The sequence below is a fragment of the Streptomyces sp. NPDC079020 genome (assembly GCF_044542225.1).
Taxonomy (GTDB): Bacteria; Actinomycetota; Actinomycetes; order Streptomycetales; family Streptomycetaceae; genus Streptomyces.
This window is the reverse complement of sequence record NZ_JBITUB010000017.1, coordinates 41,863-61,700: the sequence shown is the minus strand read 5'-3', so window position 1 is coordinate 61,700 and position 19,838 is coordinate 41,863. Positions and strand designations below refer to the sequence as shown.

The following is a 19,838-nucleotide window of genomic DNA, read 5'->3' as shown; positions in this document are numbered from 1 at the left end:
TCGCATCCACCGGGTCATCGGACCGCGTCGGGCGGAACACCGGGCCCTCCCACAGGACGCGGCGATCCCTCGCCGATGCCTCGGCTCCTGTGCGTTCCTGACTGGTTCCTGACGCGAATCCGCCGAATGCTCCGGACAGGTCGTCGGGCCACGCGCACGGCGCGTGGAACTGCCTGCTCGATGGCCACCCAAGGCTCGGGGACTTACGGCACCGGACCGATCGTTCGTCCGTTCCGGGTCCCGGTCCGCCGAGTTGACGCTTCCGGCACACCCACTCGGGGGAGGCCCACTCACCTTGGTACCCCGGAGCCGAGGTGTTCGCAAACGCTGAGCTGCGGCCACCGCGGCCCTGTGGGAGGCTTGGGTGACCGGTGGACGGAGCGCCGTCGGGGCCGCGAGGATTCCGTGGCCCGACGCCACCGTCGTCGGCCCGGAACGCTCAGGGCGTCCCGGCCACCTCCGCCTTGGCCGCCGCGTCGTCCAGCGACTTGAGCACGGACACGGGATCTCCCTTGTCCAGCACGGCGCGGCCCACGTCCCTGCGTATCGCGCCCCGGACCTCGGGCCAGGAGCGCATGCCCACCGGGGCGAAACGGGCCTGTGGCAACTGGTCGATGAAAGGCCACAGAGGGCGCTGCGCGGGCTGGTCGCGCACCGCGTCGGACGCGGTGTACGTCACCGGGAGCGCGGACTGGCTGCCGCCGTAGGCGGCCGCCGACTGGCCGCTGTACAGGAAGTCGAGGAACGCCCCGCACTCCTTGCGGTGGCCGTTGCGCTTGAACGCCATCAGCCAGTCGCTCAGGCCGATCGGCGCGGGAGTGCCGCCGTCCTTGTCGGGGAACGGGGCGTGTGCGTACGGGAGTCGGGCCTGGTCGGCGGCGCCCATCAGTACGGGGTGGGCGATCATCATCCCGATGTCGCCGCGGAGGAACTGCTCGTAGGCATCGGTGCGGTTGAGCTCGGCCGGGGCCGTGCCCGCCAGCTTCCCGGCGACCAGCTCATCGCGCAGCCAGGTCAGCGCGTCGATGTTGGGCTGCGTCTCGAAGTCGTAGCCGACCAGGTCCGTGAAGCCGCCGCCCGCCGCGAGCATCCAGGAAAGGGCCTCGTCCTCGGCCGCCTCGGGTCCCAGCTGGAGCCCGTACGGCGTCTTCACACCGATCCCTTTGAGCGCTTCGGCGGCGGCGCGCAGTTCGTCCCACGACGCGGGGGCGTCGCCGACGCGTGCGCGGCGGAAGAGCTCCTTGTTGTAGAAGAGCCGGGGCGTGCTGGCCAGGAACGGGAAGCCGTACAGCTCGCGGTCGACCGTGCCCGCGTCGGCGAAGGAGCGGATGAAGTCGGCCTGCGTCGAGATGGTGAAGAGCTCGCCCGCGGTGTAGAGCCGGTCGTCCTCACCGTAGGGGGCGAAGATGTTCGACTGTGCGATGTCGGGCTCGCGGCCCTCCTCGACCCGTCGGGCGAGCGTCTTGTCGATCTTGTTGAACGGGACCCGTTCCAGTCTGACCTTGATGCTGGGGTGCTTCTTCCGGAAGGCGGCGATCAGTTTGTCCCACTGATCCCCCAGCGAAGCTCCCACGCTCTTGTCGTAGCTGGCCACGAGCACATCGAGCGTCGCGTCCGGACCGGCGGATTCGCAGCCGGCCAGCCCGAGTCCGGCCGTGGCGCCGGCGAGGCCGGCCGTCTGGAGAAGAAACCGCCGCCGACGCACCGCTGTTGCCACCTTTTGCTCGTACCCGCACCGATTGAGTGACAGATTCTGCCACACAGGCACTGTCTGCCAATCGAGTGAGGGTCCCTCATGGGCATAACCTGCCTCGCATGCAAGGTGCTTCGTTGACGGAGCGGCGCAAGGCCGCCACCCGGTGGGACATCGCCCGTGCGGCGGCCGCGCTGTTCGTGGAGAACGGCCTGCGGGCCACCCGCGCGGAGGACATCGCGCGGGCCGCCGGTGTCGCGCCGCGCACCCTCTACCGCTACTGCGCGACCAAGGAGGAGGCCGTCGCCCCGCTGTTCGCCGTCGGAGCCCGGCAGTGGGTGGACGCGGTGCGCGACGCCCCGCGCACCCTGCCCCTGCCCGGCGCGCTGCGGCACGCGGCGGCGCGGGCGCTGGCCGCGGCGCCCGGTGACACGGAGAACAAGGAGGCGCTGGAGTGGGTCCGTTCGCTGCTGAGGATGGCGGCGGACAGCCCGGCACTCCAGTCGGTCTGGAACGACGCGTGCCGCGAATCGGAGGCCACGCTGGCCGCGGTGCTCGCGGCGCGGACCGGGCCGCCCGTCGACGCGGGCGCGCTGGACATCCGGCTGGCGGCGGCGCTCGCCGGAGCCGCGGTGCGGGTCGCGGTGGAGACCTGGGCCGCGGGAGACGCCCCGGCCGCGGGAGCGGGGGGTCCCGCCGCGCTGGCGGAGCGCTGCCTGACGTCCATGGCGGGCGCGTTGACCTGACGTCCATGGCAGGCGCGCCGAAGGGGCTTGCGTGGCATGCGCGTCGGCGTGACGTCCACGGCGCGGCCCGGCCGACCGCGCCCCGTCTCAGGTCCAGACCGCACCCAGTGCCACGAACCCGCAGATCAGCGCGAAGAGGATCGCCAGCAACGGCCAGACGAACCGCAGGTACTTGTCGTAGCCCACCTTCGCCAGCGCCACCCCGCCGATGGTGACGGCCGTTGTCGGCACCCACAGGTTCATCCAGCCGCTCGCCGCCTGCCAGGCGGTCACGACGACCGCGCGCGAGACGCCCGCGAAGTCGGCGAGCGGGGCCAGGATCGGCATGGCGAGGGTGGCGTGGCCCGAGGTCGAGGGGATCAGGAAGGCGAGCGGCAGGTTGACGATGAAGACGAAGACCGCGAACGCGGCCGAGGACGTGCCCGAGACCAGGCCCTCGATGGAGTGCAGCACGGTGTCGGTGATCTGAGAGTTGTTCATGATGACCGTGACACCGCGGGCCAGCACGATGACCAGCGCGGGTGAGATGAAGTCGGCCGCGCCCTGGATGATCGTCGCGCTGAGCTTCTGTTCGCCGAACCGGGCGACGACCCCGACCACCACGGCCGCGACCAGGAAGAGCGCCGCCAGTTCCGGGAAGGACCAGCCGAGTTCGAAGCCGTACGGGACGGCGCCGGCGTCCCCCGTGAGGGCGCTGGACCAGGGCACCACCGAGAAGATCATGAAGGTGAAGACCAGGGCGACCAGCACCAGGACGGCCTTGTGCAGGCCGGTCAGGTCCGGGGGCTCGCCCGCGTCCGCCGCCGTCCGGTCGCGGTCGCCGGGCAGGAAGCCGGAGAGCGAACGGCCGGGGTTCGCGCGGACCTTCGTCGCGTACCGGATGACGTAGGCGATGGTCACGGCGGTCAGTACGACCCACATGATCGCGCGCAGCACGATGCCGTCGCCGAGCGAGATGTCGGCCGCGGACGAGGCGACCCCGGTCGCGAACGGATTGACCGTGGAGCACAGCACGCCGATGCCCGCGCCGAGGATGATCGTGCCCGTGGCCACCATCCGGTCGTAGCCCAGGGCCAGCATCAGCGGCACGATCAGGCCGTAGAAGCCGAGGGTCTCCTCCGCGAATCCCTCCACCGTGCCCAGCAGCGCGAAGACCAGCATCACGCCCGCGATGAGGAGCGCTCCCCGGTCGCGGAGCCGGTGGGCGAGGCGGCCGATGCCCCGGTCCAGGGCGCCGGTGGCGAAGACCACCGTGATGAACGCGCCGATCGCGATCACGAACAGGAACACGCCCGCGCTGCCGTACAGCTCACCGGACAGGTCCGGCCCGACCTGTCCGGTCTGTTGGTCCTGGACGCCGTAGAGGCCGTTGACCGGTGAGAGGAAGAGATCGTTGAGGCGGTCGACGAAGCTCTGTCCGGAGTCGACCCGGTGGTACGTGCCCTGGACCGGCGAGCCGTCCTTGTCACGGTCGTAGGCGCCGGAGGGGATCAGGAAGGCCAGTGCCCAGACGGCCAGCGTGACGATGGCCAGAATGGTCAGGGCGCTGGGGAAGACGAACTTCTTCCCCGCCGGCGGTTTCTCCTCAGGGGCGGCCCGGGTGTCCGCGTCGCTCATGCGGCGTTCCCGCCGCCGTGCGCGGCGGCGAACTCCCGCAGGAACGCGGCCTCGGCGATCACCGCCGAGCGCAGTTCGGAGAACAGCACCCGCTCATTGGGCGCGTGGAGGTTGCACATGCTGTCCTGGGCGCCGAAGAGCAGCACCTCGGCGCCGGGGACGGCCTTGGACAGCCCGTTGACCAGGGGGATCGAGCCCCCGCTCGCAACGAACGCGGGCTCCGCTCCCCAGCCCTCGCGCAGGGCGGTGAGCGCGGCGCGGCAGGCGGGGCCGCCGGTCGCGGGCTCGAATCCGGGGCCCGTGTCGCCGGGGGTGACCGTCAGCGGAATGCCGAACGGGCGCAGTGACTCCAGATGGGTGACGAGCAGGCCCCGCGCCTCCCTGGGGTCCTGCTCGGGGTGGAAGCGGAGGTTGAGCTTGGCGCGGGCGTAGGGGACGACCGCGGATGCCGCGTGGTCGACGCCCGGGGCGTCGATACCGATCACGGTGATCGCCGGCCCGCTCCAGAGCCGTTCGCCGAGGCTGCCGGAGCCGATGAGCGGAATGCCGTCCTGCACCCCCGCGAGGCTCCGGAACTCCTCCTCCGTGTACGTGGTGCCCTTCCACTCCTCGCGGCGCAGGCCCTCGACCGCGACATCGCCGTGCACATCGTGGAGGGTGGCGAGGGCCTTGAGCAGGGCGAGCAGGGCGTCCGGGGCCGCGCCCCCGAATTCGCCGCTGTGGCGCGGTTCGGCGAGCGTACGGACCTCGACGACGACCTCGGCCGCCCCGCGCAGGCCCGTGGTGAGGGTGGGGCTGCCGGGGCGGAGGTTGCCCATGTCGGCGATGACCATGGCGTCGCAGGCGAACCGGTCGGGGTCGGTGGGCGGGTAGTCGTCGAAGGCGCTGCCGTACTCCTCCTGCCCCTCGATGACGATCTTCAGCCCGACCGGGGGCCTGCCCCCGTACACCCTCAGCACACCCAGATGGACGAGGAGATTGGACTTGTCGTCGGCGATGCCCCGGGCCCGCAGACCGCCCTCGACGGGGGTGGGCTCGAAGGGCGGTGACAGCCACAGGCTCTCATCACCGGCCGGCTGCACGTCGTAGTGGCCGTAGAGCAGCACGGTGGGGGCGTCGGGGGACGGCGGGGGGATCTCGGCGACGATGACCGGCGCGGTGTCGGGCAGGTCCAGCCGTTCGACGCGCTCGACGCCCGCGCCGCGCAGCAGGTCCACGAGGAGGTCGTGGGCCTGCCGCACGGGCTCGGGCGGAAAGCCGGGGAAGGCCACCGACGGAATCGCCGTCAGCCGTTCCAGATCCGAGACGAGTCCGTCCATCAGCGCGCCGACCCTGGAGCTCAGGTCCATCGTTCAACCCCTGTTCCTCGTCGTGCCCGGTTCTGAGGGTTCTGGGATCAATGGACCGTATGGGGCGGCTCCCCGCACGCCTGAGAAGCGGTCAGTCCCCCAGGACGACGGTGCGCTGGGCGGAGAAGTCGCCCCACTTGCCGTCCGGAAGCTTGGCACGCAGCTTCAGCGAGTACCGGGTGCCCGGCGGATCTGTGAGCGTCAGCCGGTAAGTGGCACGGCCCTGGGGCGGTGTTCCGCCCCAGACGATGGTGGTGGTCATCCTCCCGTTGAGGTACAGCTCGTACGCGGGGATCTCGCCGCCCGTCCGGGGCTGGTCCCAGGACAGGTCGACGACGAACTGCTTGCCCTCGGCGGTGGTGGTGGTGCGAAGACCGGTGGGCGCGGTGCTCGCGGGGGCGCCGGGGGCGGAGGCGGTGGTGAGGTCGAAGGCGTTGCTGTCCGGCGAGGACTTGTCGGAGGCGTCCCGGGCCCGGACGGTGAAGGTGTAGACGGTGCCGGGGCGCAGTCCGGTGAGCCGGGCGGTGGTGGCGGTGCCCGGAACGCTGTGGATCCGGGAGTCCTCCTGGTAGATGTCGTACGAGGTGACGCCGACGTCATCCGTGGAGCCGCCCCAGGTCAGGGTGGCGGCACGGCTGCCGTCGGCGGTGCCGCGCAGCTTCACCGGGGCGGTGGGCGCCCGGTCGTCCTCGGGCGGGGTGGCCTGGGTGGTGACGGGTACGGCGGGGCTCGGCCCGGAGAGGTTCCCGGCGGCGTCCCGGGCCCGGACGGTGAAGGTGTAGGCGGTGGAGGCGGTCAGCCCGTCGATGTCGATCATCCGCTTGGCCGCGGGGACGGACTTCACCTTCCTGCCCTCGCGGTAGATCTCGTAGCCGGTGATCGCCGTGTTGTCGGAGGCGGGCTCCCACATGACGTGCACCGATGTGGAGCTGCTGGCCTGGGCGGTCACGCCGTGGGGGGTGGTCGGACTCTGTGTGTCCGCTTCGGCGGAGCCGCCGCACGCGGTGAGCGTGGCGAGGAGCAGGGCGGCGGAGCAGGCCAACGCGGCAGGTGCGTGGGGGCGTTGCACGGTCTTGCCTTCCATCCGGACAGCAATGGTCCAGACCTGTATGTCATGGTGCGGGGGTCGCCGACAAGGGGGCGGAGAGGAACGTTCCGCAATGTGCCGGTGTGCACCCGGCCGCGGTGGGCGGCCCGCCGGCGATGAGTTTTCCGGACCCGGGCGGTCAGAACTGCATGAACCCACACAGCGCACCCGCCCCCGCCCCTGCCCCCGACCTGGAACCGGCCGCCCGGCGGATGGCCGCGCTGCTCGGCTCCGTCGAGGACCACCGGCTGACCGCCCCCACCCCCTGCCCGGACTACACCGTGCGGGAACTGCTCGCCCATGTGGTCGGGCTGACGGCGGCCTTCCGCGACGCGGCCCGCAAGGATCTGGGACCGGCGTCGGACGTGCCCCCCGGTTCGGTGCCCCTGGTGCTCGGCGACGACTGGCGCGAGGTCCTGCCCCCGCTGCTCGACGAGTTGGCGGCGGCGTGGCGGGCACCCGCCGCCCCGGACGGCATGACCCGGGCGGGCGGGGTGGATCTGCCCGCCCCGGTGGCCGCGGCGGTCGCGCTCAACGAGCTGGTCATCCACGGCTGGGACCTGGCCCGGTCGACCGGGCAGCCGTACCGGGCGGACGAGGCGGATCTGCGCTCCTGCGAGGCGCTGATGACCCCCGCCGAGGACCGCTCGGGCGACGGAGCGGTCTTCGGCCCGCCGGTCCCCGTCCCGGCCGGCGCTCCGCTCCTGGACCGGGTCATCGCCCTCAGCGGCCGTCGCCCGGACTGGCAGCCGGGGGACTGACGTCAGCCGGCGCTCGCCGCTCCCCCGCCCAGCGCCCGCGCCGCCGCACGGGCCTGCTCACGCACCCGCTCGTCGGCGAGGGCGGCGGTGCCGAACACACCGGACACCTCCAGTCTCAGGTCCTGCCCGGCCAGCCGGGCGAGCCGGCCGCGGACGTCCTCGGTCCCCGCCTCCGGGCCGAGGGCGACCAGCGCGTCCAGCGCCTCGGCCGGGGCGGTTCCGGACTCCGCCGCGTCCAGCAGCAGCCCGGCCGCCCTGCCCGCGTCGAGCCGGCCGGGGGCGAGGGCGAGCAGGGCCCGCACCGCACCCGGCACCTGCGCCGGATCCGTCAGCAGCGCCTCCAGCGCGGGGACGAGCGGCCCGTCCGCGGGGACCGTACCCAGGCCGGCGGCGACCCTCGCCGCATGGACGAACGCCCAGCGGGTCCAGGTCATTTCGGTCTCGGTGAGCACCCCGGTCAGCACCGGCACGGCTTCCGCCGCGTCGCCGGTGATGCGGTGCAGGGCCGCGGCGATCTCGATGTCGGCCTGCATCTCGGGGATGTTGCGGTGCGCGTCGGGGGCGTTGAACGCGGCCCGCAGCGCGGGGACGAGCCCGGTCGCGGCCGGACCCAGCTCCGCGGCGGCAGCCGCCGCCTCGCGTATTCCGTTGCGGTCGTCCGCCAGCCGGGCGGCGACGGCGGCCAGCAGCGGCGCGTCGTCCCCGGTCAGGGCGAACAGGGCCCGCGCGGCCTCGAAGCGGTCCTGCGCCGGACCGGACCGGGCCGCCGTACGGAGCACTTCACCCACGGCTCCCCGCTGTCCGGGCGGGCAGACCGCGGTCAGCACCTTGGGCACCAGCTGGGGGAACCGGGGCAGCGCGGCGCACAGTTCGGGTACGGCGTCGGCCGCGGCGGCACCCCAGGACTCCAGCAGGGCCATCACCCGGAACGGGCTGTTGCCGCCGGGTTGCAGTGTGGTGAGCCATTGCCGGAGCGCCGCGAGCAGTCCGGGGTCGTACGGCAGGACCGGTGCGGCCGCGAAGTGCCCGCCGCATGCCGCGGCGAGGGCGCGCAGACGCTCCGCCGGATTCCGGGCGAGGAGCGGCGCGGCACGTTCCGGAGCCACGGCGACCAGTACTTCGAGCGCGCCGTCGGCCGTGTCCCCCTCCTCCGCCGCGAGCCGGGCCAGCGTGTCGGCCGCCGGGGCGGCGAGCGCGCCGAGCAGGTTCAGGGCCGGCCGTACGGAGGGGACGTCCGCGCCCCGGGGACCGGTGGCCAGGGCGAGCAGGGGGGCGGCCAGCCGCTGCGGCGCGCTGCGGGAGAGCTGACAGGCGGACTCGGCCGCGCCCACCGCTTCCTCGCACGCCTCGGGTGACTCGCTGCTCAGCGCGGCGCCGAGCAGGGTGAACGCCGCGTCGCGGTCCTCGTCGGTGTCGCGGAGCAGCAGGGCCTCGGTGACATGGAGCAGCGGTTCACCGCGGTACGGGTCGACCCGGTCGGCCATGAGGGCCTCGGCCGGGAGCAGCGACAGCATCGCCGCGTGGTGGCTCCGGCCCCAGGGCAGCCCGGTGTCCACGCAGGCCAGCAGTGCCGCGATCCGCAACTCCCCCGGGTTGTCCGGGCCGATCGCCTCCGTCGCCGCGGACGCCGTGCCCGCCGGGTCCAGCTCCGCCAGGGCCCACAGCAGTTCGGCGCGCACGAGCGGGACCTTCTCCACAGCGGCCCGCTCACGGAGCACCGGCAGCACCCGCCCGGCCGCCCCGGTCATCGCGGCCGCCCAGACGGCGCACTGCCGCACTTCGGGGTCATCGGATCCGACCGAGTCGAGCAGCAGGGGCAGTTGGCCGACGACGGCACGAAGGCACGCGGCCTCGTCGCTCTCCCCCGGCCCCTCGCCCTCGAACTCCGTACCGCCCTCGGCGATTCCGCCGAGCAGGGCAAGCAGGTCGGCCGTACGTATTCCCCCGGCGGCCAGCCGGGCCAGGAAGGGCACCGCCTGCGCGGACGCCCCGTACACCGAGCCCTGGTGGAGAATGCTCGCGTAGAGGTCACCGAGCGCTTCGTCCGCCGCCTCCTCGTCGTCCCCGGCGAGCGCCCGCAGGAAGTCCGGCACATCGGCGGCGCTGCCGTAGGCGTGTTCGTAGTCGGCCCAGGGCCGCGCGTCGAGATCGGCGAAGAACGGTGCGAGATCCATGGCACAGATCATGGCAGCGGGGACTGACAACGCCGCCGGGCACATGGCCCGGCGGCGTGGGGCCGGATGCGACCGGCTCGGTCAGCTGGTGAAGAACTCCGTGATCTGCTGCGCGACCTGATCGGCCCGGGTCTCGTGCACCCGGTGGCCGCCGGGGACCGTGATCAGCCGGCAGTCGGGGATCAGGGACGCCATGTCGGGCAGGCGGTCCTGCGGCATACCGCTCTCCGGGCCGCCCGAGATGAGCAGCGTCGGCGCGACGATCTCGCCGAGGCCCTCCGCCCACCGCGGGTCGGGGTCGGCGATCTGGGCCCGGACGGCGGGCACGGCGTTCTCGTCGTAGTCCACGGGCCCCTCGGGCCGCCCCACGGGTCCCGGTTCCCCGGGCCATGGCGCGGGGGTCTCCACCAGTACGAGCCGCTCCACCCGGTCCGAGTGCTCCTGGGCCAGCAGCTGGGCGACGACTCCGCCCATGCCGTGACCGGCCAGGCCGACCCGGTCGAGCTCCAGCTCGTCCAGGAAACCGAGCACATCGTCCCGCATCAGGTCCAGGCCGTACTCGTCCGGCCAGTCACTCTCCCCGTGCCCGCGCAGGTCGAGGGCGAACACCCGCCACTCCTCACCGAGCAGGCTCCCGGCCGCCTCCCAGTTCGCGGCGGAGCCGCCGAGACCGTGCAGCAGGACGACCGGGGAACCGTACTGGTCACCCCAGGCCCGGTACGCAAGCCGCACATCGCCGACATCCACAACAGACTGATCTTCCATGCCCCTGACGCTACAGGCCGGGCAGCCCTCCGGCTCCCGGCCCCCGGTCCGGCCCCGGCCGGGCGGTCGGCCGGGCTGTCGGCCGGGCTGTCGGCCGGGCTGTCGGCCGGGCTGTCGGCAGGGCTGTCGGCCGGGCTGTCGGCAGGGCTGTCGGCCGGGCTGTCGGCAGGGCGGTTCCGGGGCACGGAACGACGGGGTCCGAGCCGGCGGGTGTAAGGCGGCAGGTGCGTGCCGACGGGGCGAAACCCGGCCTCGGCGGGCGCTTGGAGCACCCGGCGGATGCTCCGCGTGCGCCGGTTCAAGCAGCGTACGGCCTGTGCTTTCGTCTGCTCCCGCGCCGTCCTGCGCATCCCGTGCCCCCGGGGCGAGCCGTTCCGTTGAGGGGGCGAAGGCGCACGCTCGGGTGCGCCCCGGAGCGTCAGGATGAGTACAGAGATGCTGAAGAAGATGCTGCTGACCGCCATGGTCCTGGGCGCGGGTCTCGGGCTGTCCGCGGGCCCGTCCGCCCAGGCCGTGACGGCCCCCGCCGCGGCCGTCCGGGCGGCGGCGCCCGCGCCGGCGCCGCCGCCGCAGGTCTGCACGGTCAACGACAACGGGGTCAACTTCCGCGGCGGTCCGGGCACGGGCTACGCGGTGCTCGGGACCGTGAACCGGGGCCAGAACATCGAAGCCCGTGGCCAGGAGGGCAGCTGGGTCATGGGAGACCTGTGGGGCGGACCGACCGGCGTCTGGATCCACGTGGCCTACCTCGACTGCTGAGTCGTAGCCGTCCACCGGCCCCGCACCGCGCGTACCTCGCGCGACGCGGGGCCGTTCCGTATCCGGATTCCGGCGGGACCACCGCCCTCAACTCACTTGTGCCGAGGGGGTGTACGGCACACCTGCCACTCTGATAGTAAAGCTTCCTAACAGAACTCCGGCATGGCGAACTCCCCTGGAGGACAGGTGCACAACCCCCAACACGGCACCGCACGTCGCACCACCCGGCTCACCCGCCCCGTCGGCATCGCCGCCGTGACGCTCGGGCTGGCTCTCACGGCGATCCCCATCGCCGCCCACGCCGGCGACGCCCCCTCCCACCCTTCGTCCGACCGGCCCGCGCGGGCCGCTCAGCCGCTCAGGGCCGCCGCGAGCGGGCTGGACGATCCGGCGAAGAAGGAGATCGCCATGCAGCTGGTCTCCAGCGCGGAGAACTCCTCGCTGGACTGGAAGTCGCAGTACAAGTACATCGAGGACATCGACGACGACCGCGGCTACACGGCGGGCATCATCGGCTTCTGCTCCGGCACCGGCGACATGCTCGACCTGGTCGAGCTGTACACCGACCGCAAGCCGGGCAATGTCCTGGCGAAGTACCTGCCCGCGCTGCGCGAGGTCGACGGCACCCCCTCGCACGAGGGCCTCGACCCGAACTTCACCAAGGACTGGGTGAAGGCCGCGTCCGACTCGGCGTTCAAGCAGGCGCAGAACGACGAGCGCGACCGGGTCTACTTCAACCCGGCGGTCAAGCAGGGCAAGGCCGACGGCCTCGGCACGCTCGGCCAGTTCACCTACTACGACGCCATCGTGATGCACGGCGACGGCGGCGACAGCACCAGCTTCAGCTCCATCCGCAAGCGCGCGCTGGCCAAGGCCAAGCCGCCGTCGCAGGGCGGCAACGAGACGGCGTACCTCAACGCCTTCCTCGACGCCCGTGTCTGGGCGATGCGGCAGGAGGAGGCCCACTCGGACACCAGCCGGGTCGACACCGCCCAGCGGGTGTTCCTGAAGAAGGGGAACCTCGACCTCGACCCGCCGCTCGACTGGAAGGTGTACGGGGACAGCTTCCACATCGGCTGACCCTTACCCGGCCACCGCAGCGCAGCTGATCCACCGCAGCGGATCTGACGGGAACTCCGCCCGTCGACGCCCGTGGCGCGTACGAGCGGACCCGTGAGGACCGCCGTACGCGCCACAGCGCCCGTGCGGGCCGCTCAGTGGACGCCCGCCCCGGCCGCGGCGGGGACCGCGTGCTCCCCGTCGGCGGTCTCCTCCTGAGCCCCCTCGGGTTTGCGCCCCAGGTGGTTGAAGGCCAGGTTGAGCAGGATCGCCACGACGCAGCCGGTGGAGATCCCCGAGTCCAGGACGACGAGCAGGTCCTCGGGGAACGCGTGGTAGAACCGCGGCGCGGCGATGGGTATCAGGCCGATCCCCACGGCGGCGGCCACTATCAGCGCGTTCTCGCCCTTCTCCAGTGCGGCGGTGGCCAGCGTCTGGATGCCGCTCGCCGCGACCGAACCGAACAGCACGATGCCCGCACCGCCGAGCACCGGCAGGGGGACCAGTGCGATGACGGACGCGGCGACCGGGACCAGACCGAGCACGATCAGGATGCCGCCGCCCGCGGCGACGACGAACCGGCTGCGGACCTTGGTCATCGCGACCAGCCCGATGTTCTGGGCGAAGGCACTGCACATGAAGCCGTTGAACAGCGGGCTGATGGCACTGCCCAGGGTGTCGGCCCGCAGCCCGCCCTCGATGGTCCGCTCGTCCGCCGGGCGCCCGACGATCTTGCCGAGGGCCAGCATGTCCGCGGTGGACTCGGTCATGCAGACCAGCATGACGATGCACATGGAGACGATCGCCGCGATCTCGAACTGCGGACCGCCGAAGTGGAACGGCGTCGGGAAGCCCACCGGTTCGGCGTCCCGGAGGGCACCGAAGTCGGTGATGCCGACGGGTATCGCGATCAGAGTCCCGATGACCAGGCCGAGCAGGATCGCGATCTGCTGGAGGAAGCCGCGCAGGAGTCTGCGCAGCGCCAGCACGATCACGAGGGTGCCGGCGGCCATGATGATGTTGGTCATCGAACCGTAGTCGTCGGCCGCGGCGTTTCCGCCCTGGGACCAGTTGAAGGCCACCGGGAGCAGCGAGACACCGATCAGGGTGATCACGGTGCCCGTGACGACGGGCGGGAAGAAGCGGACCAGCTTCCCGAAGTACGGGGCGAGGACGAATCCGAGAAGGCTGGCGACGATGATCGCGCCGAAGATCACGGCGATCCCCTCGTGCCCGCGGTCCTTGCCGATCGCCACCATCGGGGTCACTCCGGCGAAGGAGACCCCGTTGACGAACGGCAGCCGGGCGCCGATGCGCCAGAAGCCGAGCGTCTGCAGAAGGGTGGCTATGCCCGCGGTGAACAGGCTCGCCCCCATCAGGAAGGCGGTCTCCTCGGCGTCGAGACCCACGGCGGGCCCCACGATCATGGGCGGGGCCACCACTCCGGCGTACATGGCGGCCACGTGCTGGAGCCCGCTGGTGAACATCCTCAGCGGTGGGAGTGTTTCGTCGACCGGGTGTTTACGGTCGGTTCCTGCGACTGCTTCGTTGCGAAACCTGGGCTTAGCGGCCACGGCGGTTCCTCCGGTCGGGTACACGTCGTCGGCGACGTGGGTGTCAGGGAGGTGGAGCGAGTGGTGCGGTGGTGCGGCTCTCGGCAGGTCGTGCGGTACCGCTGCGGTGCGACCCTCAACAGGCGGCGGTGTTCCCGCGGGTGACGGGACGTCACCGGCAGTCGGGTGCCCATGGGGATGCGGCGGGAGTGCGCCGTGCGGTCTCGCGGGCAGCGTTCATCACCGGTCCGCGGGGCGCGCGTTCGCGTGCGCGCCCCGCGGACCGGCTTGCCGTGGACCCCGCTCGGGTCCGCGGCGGCCGGACGTGGGCCGTCCCCCTCGTCCGGCCGGTCGGGGGCCGCGGAGCGTCAGGCTCCGGCGGTGATCCGCGCGAGGCGCCGGGCCTCGTCGCGGGTGGCGCGGGCGATCGCGTCCTCGTCCACCGTGATCAGGTGGTTCCCCTCGACGACGGGTCTGCCGTCGATGAGGGAGAGGGTGACGGGGGCCGCGGCACCGAGAACGAGCGCGGCCACCGGGTCCGCGATGGAGGCGTGGGCCAGGGTGTCCAGCTTCCAGAGCACCAGGTCGGCGAGCTTCCCGGCCTCCAGCGAACCGATCTGGCCGGCCCGTCCGAGGACCTGGGCACCGCCGTACGTGGCCAGGCGCAGCGCCTGACGGGCGTTCAGGGCCTTCTCGCGGTGGGCGCCGAGGCGGTTGATCAGCAGGGCGTTGCGCAGCTCGGTGTGGAGTTCGCCGGACTCGTTGGAGGCGGTGCCGTCGACACCGAGGCCGACCGGGACGCCCGCGGCGAGCATGTCGGGGACCCGGGCGATGCCCGCGGCGAGGCGGGCGTTGGAGGACGGGCAGTGGGCGACGCCCGTCCCCGTCCGGGCGAAGGCGGCGATGTCGGAGTCGTTCATGTGGACGCAGTGCGCCATCCACACATCACCGCCGAGCCAGCCGGTCGACTCGAAGTAGTCGGTCGGCCCCATCCCGAACAGTTCCTTGCAGAACTGCTCCTCCTCGACCGTCTCGGAACCGTGGGTGTGCAGCCGGACGCCGCGACGGCGGGCCAGCCCGGCTCCCTGCCGCATCAGTTCGGTGGAGACGGAGAACGGCGAGCAGGGGGCGACGGCGATCCGGGTCATCGAGCCGAACGAGGCGTCGTGGTGGGCGTCGATGGCCGCCTCGGTCCCGGCGAGCGCACCCTCCAGCGTCTCGACGGCGAAGTCCGGCGGCAGCCCGCCGTCCTTCTCGCCGCGGTCCATGGAGCCCCGGGCGAGGGTGAACCGTACGCCCATGTCGCGGGCGGCTCCGATGATGGCACCGGAGAGGTCGCCGGAGCCCCGGGGGAAGACGTAGTGGTGATCCATCGCGGTGGTGACACCGCCGCGGGCCATCATCGCCAGGGAGCCCTGGGCGGCGGCGCGGACCATCGGCTCGTCGACGCGCGCCCAGGTCGGGTACAGCGCGACCAGCCAGTCGAAGAGGTTGTGGTCCGTCGCCAGACCCCGGGTGATCCACTGGTAGAAGTGGTGGTGGGTGTTGACCAGGCCGGGCGTCGCGAGGTGTCCGGTGCCGTCGACACGGCGTACGACGCCTGCCAGCCCCTCCGGGGCCCTGCCCGCGCCGACGGACTCGATGCGGTTGCCCGCCACGACGATGTGCCCCGAGGCGTACTCGGTGTCGTGGGCGTCGACGGTCGCGATCGAGCAGTTCTCGATGACGATGCGCTCAGGGTCTGCCGAAGCTGCCATGGTGCTTCCTTCTTCTCTCATCGGCGATGCGGGCACGGCAGGACCCCAGGAGGATTTGAGTGCCACGGCGTTGCGGCCGTGGGTGCCGAAGGGTGGAAGAACAGGGGGTGGTGGCGCCGCCGGTGATCAGTGGCGGAGTGACGGGTCCCGCGTGCATGGCGGCGATGTCCCGCAGCGCGGCGGGGACGGGCCGCGGGGGCAAGAGCTCCTCGCCCACCGGGTGAACCGTGCTGCCGGAGGCGGTCGGCGGGGCGGAACACGGGCCTTCCGGCGGCCCCGTCGCAGGCTGTGCCATGGGGGTTCCTCCCGGCCGGCCGGCCCCCGCCCGGCTGTGGGCGGACGGAGGCGGGCTCAGTGCCGTGTCAGAGGTTGGTCATGTCGACCGGGATCTGCGGCTCGACGCCGTCCCGGAGCACAGTGGCCTCGATCAGGCCGTACGGCCGGTCGGCCGCGAGGTAGACCTCATTGTCGTTCGTGAGGCCGAACGGCTCCAGGTCCACCAGGAAGTGGTGCTTGTTGGGCAGCGAGAAGCGGATCTCGTCGATCTCGCTGCGGCTGTTGATGATGCGCGAACCCATCTGGTAGAGGGTCTGCTGGAGCGAGAGGGAGTACGTCTCGGCGAAGGCGTGGAGCATGTGCTTGCGCGCCTGCTCGTAGGACTTCTCCCAGTTCGGCATCCGCTGCTCGTCGCTGGTCCAGTTGTACCGCCACTTGGCGGACACCTCGGTCGCGAGGATGCGGTCGTGCGCCTCCTTGAGCGTCGTGTACCGGTCCTTGACGTAGCCCCAGAACTCGGAGTTGGTCGAGTTCATCACGGTGAGGTCCTTGAGCCCCGAGATGATCTGCCAGTTCGCGCCGTCGTAGGTGATCTGGGTGGTGCGGGTCTCCTGGCCGCTGCGGACGAAGGAGTGGTTGACCTCGTCGGCGCCGATGAACCTGGAGTTGGCGTCGGAGGTCGCTATGCGCTCCCAGGAGTACTCCTCGATCCTGATCCGGGCGACCTTGATCGGCTCCTGCGAGGTGATGAAGTGCCGGGCGAGATGGATGCCGAACTGTTCGGCGGACTCTATGCCGTGCTGCTTGGCGAACGCGTACACCGTGTTCTTCGTGGTGTCGGTCGGCAGGACGTGGGCGTTGGAGCCGGAGTAGTGCACATCGTCCATGTCGCCGGAGAGGGCGACCGAGACGTTCAGGTCCTTGATGTGGTGGGTGTCGCCGTCCCGCGTGATCCTGACGACGCGGTTCTCCGCTTTGCCGTACTGGTTCTGGCCGAGAATCGTGGGCATGTCTGCTAGCTCCCTCGGTAAACGGAGTAGCCGAACGGGTTGAGCAGCAGCGGTACGTGATAATGCTCGCCCGGCTCGACGGCGAACGCGATCGCCACCTCCGGGAAGAACGCACCGCTGTCCCTTACGCGGGGGGCGTCCTGCTGCGCCTCGGCTTGCTTCCGGGAAAAGTACGACCCGGTGTCGAAGACGAGCCGTACATGGGTGGTGCCCGCCGGCAGCGCCGGCAGGTCCTTGCAGCGCCCGTCCGCATCGGTCGCGGACGCGCCGAGCGTCACATACTCCGCTCCGCCGCCGCGGGCGGCGAGGGAGACGGTGACGCCCCCGGCGGGGCGGCCGATGCTGGTGTCCAGGATGTGTGTGGACACCGACGCGGTGGTGTCGGTGCTCAAGACCGTCACTCCTTGTTCTCAAGAGTGCTGTACGAGGTTGTTCTCAGGAGTCCTGCACGAGGCGGGTCAGCCGGATGCGGTTGATCTTGCCCAGTTCGGTGCGCACGATCTCGCGCTCCCGCCCGGAAGAGTTCCCGGTCCGGGTCTTCAGAGCGTCGCGCATCTGCTCACCGGTGGCGCCGGTGGCGCAGATCAGGAAGACATGTCCGAAGCGCTCCTGGTAGGCCAGGTTCAGTTCGAGCATCTCGGTCTTGAGCTCCTCGGAGGCACCGGCCATCCCCCGCTGTTCACGGGAGGAGGCCGGGTCCCCGGGCTTCGGGCGGCCGATCGGCGGGTGACCGGCCATCGCTTCGGCCAGGTCCGCCGCGGTGAGCCCGGCCGTGATGGCGTCGCTCGCGGCGAGAAGGGCGTCGGCTGTGGCGTAGGGGCGCCGGGAGAGAACGGCCCTCCCCCAGGCCGCACTGGCACAGACCTCGTGCAGCGCGGCGATGGCCTCGTTGTCCGCCAGGGTGTTGAACCGGGCGAGGCCCGGTGTGGAGCTCGAAGTCACGGGAGCCTCCGTGGCTGTTCTTCGCTGTGCGTTGTACGGGCTGCGGATAGCTAACGCCCTCGGCAACATCACGTCAACACTTTGTTGAAATCTCGCGAACGGAGAAAGCCGCCGTCCCGGCATGCGGACGGCGGCTTTCCTCGTTGTTCGCTCAACTACTCACCCTTGGCGGCATTTTCCCTATTCAAGTAGTTGTAGACGGTGAAGCGGCTGACGCCCAGGGCGCCCGCCACGGTCTCCACTCCATGCCGTACGGAAAAGGCGCCGCGCGCCTCCAGGGCCCGGACGACGGACTGCTTCGTCCGGCGGTCCAGCTCGGCGAGCGGCATCCCGTGCCGTCGCTCCATCGCGGCGAGAATGCGGTCCAGCGAGTCGGAGAGCTGCGGCAGCCGTACGGCGATGACGTCCTCCCCCTCCCACGCGAGCACCACATCGTCCGCCTGCGCCAGCTCGGGGCCCAGCAGCTCGGCGCCCATGGCGTCCACGAGCGGCTTCACCGCGGCGACCAGGGGGTGGTCCGCGTCCGGGTGCCGATCCGCCGATCCGGTCACGGCGCCTCCTCCCCGATCACATTGACCTGGAGCGAGACCCTGGTGGCACCGGAAGCCAGGGCCTCGCGCAGCAGGGTGTCCACGGCGGTGAGCACCTCGTCCGCGCCCCCTTCCGCCGTGTTGCCGAACGGGCCGACGTCCACCGCGTCGAGTTCGGCCGACTGGATGACCTCACGGGCCACCACCGCGTGGGCGGGTGCCTCGTCGAGATCGAAGGGCTCGGTGGTGAATTCCACCCTCAAGCGCACGGTGCCTCCCTGATGTCCTTGCCGGCAGCCGCCGCGGAGGCGGGCCCCCGCGGCACGGCCACGACCTTAACCCGCTGGTGGCGGGCGGCGGACGGCCGCGGGCCGCCGCCTCAGAGCGGCAGCACGCAGACGGCCACCGGGGCGCCCACCGGTTCGCCAGCGGGGCTCAGCGTGCCGTCGGTCCGGTCCACCCGGAAGACGGTGACGGTGGACGAGCGCTGGTTTGCGGCGAAGAGCAGGGCACCGTCCGGGGAGAAGGCGATCTGGCGGGGGAAGTCGCCGCGGACCGGCACGGTGTCCAGCAGCCGGAGCGCCGCGCCGTCCCGCTCGACCGCGTAACGGGTGAGGCTGTTGTGCCCCCGGTTGGCCAGATAGGCGAAGGCGCCGTCGGCGGTCACGAGCAGTTGGGCGGGGTAGCTGGTGCCGGGGCCGGTTCCGGTGGACTGACCGGCTCCGGGCGTCAGGGCGCCGGTGGCGGGGTCGTACCCGCAGACGACGGTGGTGTTGTCCAGCTCGCAGGCCAGGTAGGCGAAGCGCCCGCCGGGGTGGAATGTGACATGCCGCGGTCCCGCCCCCGGCTTCAGCGCCGCGCGGGAGACCTCGGCCAGGGTCCCGGCGGCCGTGTCCAGCCGGTAGGTGTACACGGTGTCGTTGCCCAGATCGACGGCGAGGACATGGCCCCCGTCGGGCGAGGTGAGGATCTGGTGGGCGTGCGGCCCGCCCTGGCCGGGTCCGGGCGGCGGCGAGGTGTGGGTGACGAGGTCCGTGCGTTCACCCAGCGAGCCGTCGTCGGCGATGGGGTGCACCGCGACGCTGCCCGAGGTGTAGTTCGCGCTGAGCAGCCACTTTCCCGTGGGGTGCACGGACAGATGGGTGGGACCGGCCCCGCCGGTGCCGCGGGTGCCGAGCACCCGGTGGGACCCGTCCGGCGCCAGGGCGATCGCCGTCACGCCGCCGCGCTCCTGCTCGTCGACGGCGTAGACGGTGGCGCCGGAGGGGTGCGCGGCGAGGTACGAGGGGTTGTCGACGCCGACGATCACGGGACCGGTGGTGAGCGCACCGGTGGTGGTGTCGTACGTGGCGGTGCCGATCCCGGTGCCGCCGCCCTGGTCCGAGGTGTACGTACCGAGGAGGAGCGGCCGGGTGGCGCGCGGGGCGGCCGCGGGCATGGAAGCCGCCGCGGCGCGGGCGGGCGGTGCGGGGGCGGCGGACAGGGCGGCACCCGCCAGCAGGGCTCCGAGAAGGCCGCGGCGGGTGGTGTCGGTGTGATTCATGCGAGGCACCTCGTGTGGGGGGGCGGTTGCTTCGGATGCGCAGCCACCCTGGCCCGGTCCGGGGCCCGGCAGCAAGGGGACCCACGCGGCGGACGCCCCGCGGACAGTACGCGGAGGCGGCGGACGCCGAATTTCGGGCACCCCCTTGACAGCCTCATCGCCCGCCGGGCAATCTTCCGTTAAGCAGAAACTAACTTCCGCAATACGGAAGGAGCAC

The 19,838-nt window shown here is 72.0% G+C and carries 19 protein-coding genes and 1 pseudogene; 4 read left to right on the top strand and 16 right to left on the bottom strand.

From position 1 onward, the window contains the following. Positions 1–439 precede the first annotated feature (439 nt). Positions 440–1,717, bottom strand: a complete 1,278-nt coding sequence (locus tag ACIGJO_RS29420) for an extracellular solute-binding protein (protein ID WP_399963237.1) — start codon at positions 1,715–1,717, stop codon at positions 440–442. Positions 1,718–1,815: 98 nt separating this feature from the next. On the opposite strand from ACIGJO_RS29420, the gene ACIGJO_RS29415 reads away from it, so the two are divergent. Further along, a complete protein-coding gene (locus ACIGJO_RS29415; protein WP_399963235.1) occupies positions 1,816–2,439 on the top strand; it encodes a TetR/AcrR family transcriptional regulator in 624 nt (207 codons plus the stop codon). A gap of 87 nt (positions 2,440–2,526) precedes the next feature. Here the strand turns inward: ACIGJO_RS29415 and ACIGJO_RS29410 are convergent, their stop codons facing one another. The 3 genes from ACIGJO_RS29410 to ACIGJO_RS29400 all read right to left on the bottom strand — a co-directional run bounded on the left by ACIGJO_RS29410 (position 2,527) and on the right by ACIGJO_RS29400 (position 6,489). After that, positions 2,527–4,056: a YfcC family protein gene (locus tag ACIGJO_RS29410; protein WP_399963232.1), complete on the bottom strand. Its 1,530-nt coding sequence runs from the start codon at positions 4,054–4,056 to the stop codon at positions 2,527–2,529. Continuing rightward, complete coding sequence (locus tag ACIGJO_RS29405) at positions 4,053–5,405, bottom strand: M20/M25/M40 family metallo-hydrolase (protein ID WP_399963229.1); 1,353 nt, start codon at positions 5,403–5,405, stop codon at positions 4,053–4,055. Before ACIGJO_RS29405 ends, ACIGJO_RS29410 begins: the two co-directional genes overlap by 4 nt. Before the next feature lie 91 nt (positions 5,406–5,496). Continuing rightward, complete coding sequence (locus tag ACIGJO_RS29400) at positions 5,497–6,489, bottom strand: fibronectin type III domain-containing protein (RefSeq protein WP_399963226.1); 993 nt, start codon at positions 6,487–6,489, stop codon at positions 5,497–5,499. Between the two features lie 152 nt (positions 6,490–6,641). Here ACIGJO_RS29400 and ACIGJO_RS29395 point away from each other — a divergent pair, with 152 nt between their 5' ends. Then, positions 6,642–7,253, top strand: coding sequence for a TIGR03086 family metal-binding protein (locus ACIGJO_RS29395; protein ID WP_399963224.1), 612 nt, complete (start codon positions 6,642–6,644; stop codon positions 7,251–7,253). 2 nt (positions 7,254–7,255) lie between these two features. Here ACIGJO_RS29395 and ACIGJO_RS29390 read toward each other — a convergent pair whose 3' ends face one another. The 3 genes from ACIGJO_RS29390 to ACIGJO_RS29380 form a co-directional block, all read right to left on the bottom strand. Further along, positions 7,256–9,427 carry a HEAT repeat domain-containing protein gene (locus ACIGJO_RS29390; RefSeq protein WP_399963222.1) on the bottom strand — a complete coding sequence of 724 codons (2,172 nt, stop codon included), beginning with the start codon at positions 9,425–9,427 and terminating at the stop codon, positions 7,256–7,258. Positions 9,428–9,508: 81 nt separating this feature from the next. Continuing rightward, the gene (locus tag ACIGJO_RS29385; RefSeq protein WP_399963220.1) at positions 9,509–10,192 is read right to left on the bottom strand and encodes an alpha/beta fold hydrolase; all 684 of its coding nucleotides are present in this window, start codon (positions 10,190–10,192) and stop codon (positions 9,509–9,511) included. Positions 10,193–10,202: 10 nt separating this feature from the next. After that, on the bottom strand, positions 10,203–10,361 hold the full coding sequence (locus tag ACIGJO_RS29380) for a PT domain-containing protein (protein WP_399963409.1): 159 nt from the start codon (positions 10,359–10,361) through the stop codon (positions 10,203–10,205). Between the two features lie 254 nt (positions 10,362–10,615). On the opposite strand from ACIGJO_RS29380, the gene ACIGJO_RS29375 reads away from it, so the two are divergent. Together ACIGJO_RS29375 and ACIGJO_RS29370 are read left to right on the top strand one after the other, a co-directional pair. Continuing rightward, positions 10,616–10,951, top strand: a complete 336-nt coding sequence (locus ACIGJO_RS29375) for an SH3 domain-containing protein (RefSeq protein WP_399963218.1) — start codon at positions 10,616–10,618, stop codon at positions 10,949–10,951. A gap of 162 nt (positions 10,952–11,113) precedes the next feature. Then, complete coding sequence (locus ACIGJO_RS29370; protein ID WP_399963216.1) at positions 11,114–12,031, top strand: chitosanase; 918 nt, start codon at positions 11,114–11,116, stop codon at positions 12,029–12,031. A gap of 134 nt (positions 12,032–12,165) precedes the next feature. Here ACIGJO_RS29370 and ACIGJO_RS29365 read toward each other — a convergent pair whose 3' ends face one another. The 9 genes and pseudogenes from ACIGJO_RS29365 to ACIGJO_RS29325 all read right to left on the bottom strand — a co-directional run bounded on the left by ACIGJO_RS29365 (position 12,166) and on the right by ACIGJO_RS29325 (position 19,621). Next, positions 12,166–13,584, bottom strand: a complete 1,419-nt coding sequence (locus ACIGJO_RS29365) for a nucleobase:cation symporter-2 family protein (RefSeq protein ID WP_399963214.1) — start codon at positions 13,582–13,584, stop codon at positions 12,166–12,168. A gap of 347 nt (positions 13,585–13,931) precedes the next feature. Next, complete coding sequence (locus ACIGJO_RS29360) at positions 13,932–15,320, bottom strand: 8-oxoguanine deaminase (protein WP_399963212.1); 1,389 nt, start codon at positions 15,318–15,320, stop codon at positions 13,932–13,934. 112 nt (positions 15,321–15,432) lie between these two features. Next, positions 15,433–15,615: pseudogene (locus ACIGJO_RS29355) on the bottom strand (purine permease); the annotation flags it as partial. 67 nt (positions 15,616–15,682) lie between these two features. Then, a complete protein-coding gene (pucL, locus tag ACIGJO_RS29350) occupies positions 15,683–16,606 on the bottom strand; it encodes a factor-independent urate hydroxylase (RefSeq protein ID WP_399963210.1) in 924 nt (307 codons plus the stop codon). Positions 16,607–16,611: 5 nt separating this feature from the next. Then, on the bottom strand, positions 16,612–16,998 hold the full coding sequence (uraH, locus tag ACIGJO_RS29345; RefSeq protein WP_399963208.1) for a hydroxyisourate hydrolase: 387 nt from the start codon (positions 16,996–16,998) through the stop codon (positions 16,612–16,614). A gap of 43 nt (positions 16,999–17,041) precedes the next feature. Next, a complete protein-coding gene (gene uraD / locus ACIGJO_RS29340) occupies positions 17,042–17,548 on the bottom strand; it encodes a 2-oxo-4-hydroxy-4-carboxy-5-ureidoimidazoline decarboxylase (protein ID WP_399963206.1) in 507 nt (168 codons plus the stop codon). Positions 17,549–17,703: 155 nt separating this feature from the next. Further along, positions 17,704–18,099 carry a helix-turn-helix domain-containing protein gene (locus ACIGJO_RS29335; RefSeq protein ID WP_399963204.1) on the bottom strand — a complete coding sequence of 132 codons (396 nt, stop codon included), beginning with the start codon at positions 18,097–18,099 and terminating at the stop codon, positions 17,704–17,706. After that, entirely contained in the window at positions 18,096–18,335 is a 240-nt protein-coding gene (locus ACIGJO_RS29330; protein ID WP_399963407.1) for a hypothetical protein, read from the bottom strand. Before ACIGJO_RS29330 ends, ACIGJO_RS29335 begins: the two co-directional genes overlap by 4 nt. Positions 18,336–18,457: 122 nt before the next feature. Further along, positions 18,458–19,621 carry a lactonase family protein gene (locus ACIGJO_RS29325; RefSeq protein ID WP_399963202.1) on the bottom strand — a complete coding sequence of 388 codons (1,164 nt, stop codon included), beginning with the start codon at positions 19,619–19,621 and terminating at the stop codon, positions 18,458–18,460. Positions 19,622–19,838 lie beyond the last annotated feature (217 nt).

What these genes read in the sequence shown, in the direction of transcription:
- ACIGJO_RS29415 (WP_399963235.1), top strand. Translation starts at nt 1,816, where the DNA reads ATGCAAGGTGCTTCGTTGACGGAGCGGCGCAAGGCCGCCACCCGGTGG.
- ACIGJO_RS29410 (WP_399963232.1), bottom strand. Translation starts at nt 4,056, where the DNA reads ATGAGCGACGCGGACACCCGGGCCGCCCCTGAGGAGAAACCGCCGGCG.
- ACIGJO_RS29405 (WP_399963229.1), bottom strand. Translation starts at nt 5,405, where the DNA reads ATGGACCTGAGCTCCAGGGTCGGCGCGCTGATGGACGGACTCGTCTCG.
- ACIGJO_RS29400 (WP_399963226.1), bottom strand. Translation starts at nt 6,489, where the DNA reads ATGGAAGGCAAGACCGTGCAACGCCCCCACGCACCTGCCGCGTTGGCC.
- ACIGJO_RS29395 (WP_399963224.1), top strand. Translation starts at nt 6,642, where the DNA reads ATGAACCCACACAGCGCACCCGCCCCCGCCCCTGCCCCCGACCTGGAA.
- ACIGJO_RS29390 (WP_399963222.1), bottom strand. Translation starts at nt 9,427, where the DNA reads ATGGATCTCGCACCGTTCTTCGCCGATCTCGACGCGCGGCCCTGGGCC.
- ACIGJO_RS29385 (WP_399963220.1), bottom strand. Translation starts at nt 10,192, where the DNA reads ATGGAAGATCAGTCTGTTGTGGATGTCGGCGATGTGCGGCTTGCGTAC.
- ACIGJO_RS29375 (WP_399963218.1), top strand. Translation starts at nt 10,616, where the DNA reads ATGAGTACAGAGATGCTGAAGAAGATGCTGCTGACCGCCATGGTCCTG.
- ACIGJO_RS29370 (WP_399963216.1), top strand. Translation starts at nt 11,114, where the DNA reads ATGGCGAACTCCCCTGGAGGACAGGTGCACAACCCCCAACACGGCACC.
- ACIGJO_RS29360 (WP_399963212.1), bottom strand. Translation starts at nt 15,320, where the DNA reads ATGGCAGCTTCGGCAGACCCTGAGCGCATCGTCATCGAGAACTGCTCG.
- pucL (WP_399963210.1), bottom strand. Translation starts at nt 16,606, where the DNA reads ATGCCCACGATTCTCGGCCAGAACCAGTACGGCAAAGCGGAGAACCGC.
- ACIGJO_RS29325 (WP_399963202.1), bottom strand. Translation starts at nt 19,621, where the DNA reads ATGAATCACACCGACACCACCCGCCGCGGCCTTCTCGGAGCCCTGCTG.